The 1,028-nt window shown below is 71.8% G+C and carries 1 protein-coding gene; it reads left to right on the top strand.

Translation table 11 applies throughout. The features are described 5' to 3' along the window. Positions 1-1,028 (top strand): citrate synthase 2 (locus P3H15_RS54095; protein ID WP_276144839.1); only part of this gene is annotated, 1,028 nt, incomplete at both ends.

The raw sequence follows: 1,028 nt of genomic DNA, 5'->3' as shown, positions 1-1,028 counted from the left end.
CTGGAAGGCGTGGTCGCGTTCACCAGCGACATCGCCGAACCCGACAAGGACGGCGGCGCCCTGCGCTACCGCGGCGTCGACATCGAGGAACTCGTCTCCAAGCACGTCACGTTCGGCAACGTGTGGGCCCTGCTCGTCGACGGCCGCTTCGGCCCCGGACTGCCCCCGGCCGAACCGTTCCCCCTGCCCGTGCACACCGGCGACGTCCGCGTCGACGTCCAGGCCGGCCTCGCCATGCTCGCCCCCATCTGGGGATACCAGCCCCTCCTCGACATCGACGACGACACCGCCCGCGAACAACTCGCCCGCGCCTCCGTCATGGCCCTGTCCTACGTCGCCCAGTCCGCCCGCGGCATCTACCAGCCCGCCGTCCCGCAGAAACGCATCGACGAGGCCAAGACCGTCACCGAACGGTTCATGGTCCGCTGGAAGGGCGACCCCGACCCCGCCCACGTCGAAGCCATCGACGCCTACTGGGTCTCCGCCGCCGAACACGGCATGAACGCCTCCACCTTCACCGCCCGCGTCATCGCCTCCACCGGCGCCGACGTCGCCGCCTCCCTGTCCGGGGCCATCGGCGCGATGTCCGGCCCGCTGCACGGCGGCGCCCCCGCCCGCGTCCTGCCGATGATCGAGGACACCGAGAAGTCCGGCGACGCCCGCGCCCTGGTCAAGGGCATCCTCGACCGCAAGGAAAAGCTGATGGGCTTCGGGCACCGCGTCTACCGCGCCGAAGACCCCCGCGCCCGGGTGCTCCGCGCCACCGCCCAGCGCCTGAACGCACCCCGCTTCGAGGCGGCCGCCGCCCTCGAGCAGGCCGCTCTCGCGGAACTGCGCGAACGCCGCCCCGACCGGGCCATCGAGACGAACGTCGAATTCTGGGCCGCGGTCATCCTCGACTTCGCCGAGGTCCCCGCGCACATGATGCCCGCGATGTTCACCTGCGGCCGCACCGCCGGCTGGTGCGCCCACATCCTCGAACAGAAACGCCTCGGCAAACTCGTCCGCCCCGCCGCCATCTACACCGG

Source organism: Rhodococcus sp. T2V, assembly GCF_029269925.1.
GTDB classification, from domain to species: Bacteria; Actinomycetota; Actinomycetes; order Mycobacteriales; family Mycobacteriaceae; genus Rhodococcus_F; species Rhodococcus_F koreensis.
This window is presented reverse-complemented; position numbering and strand designations above follow the sequence as displayed.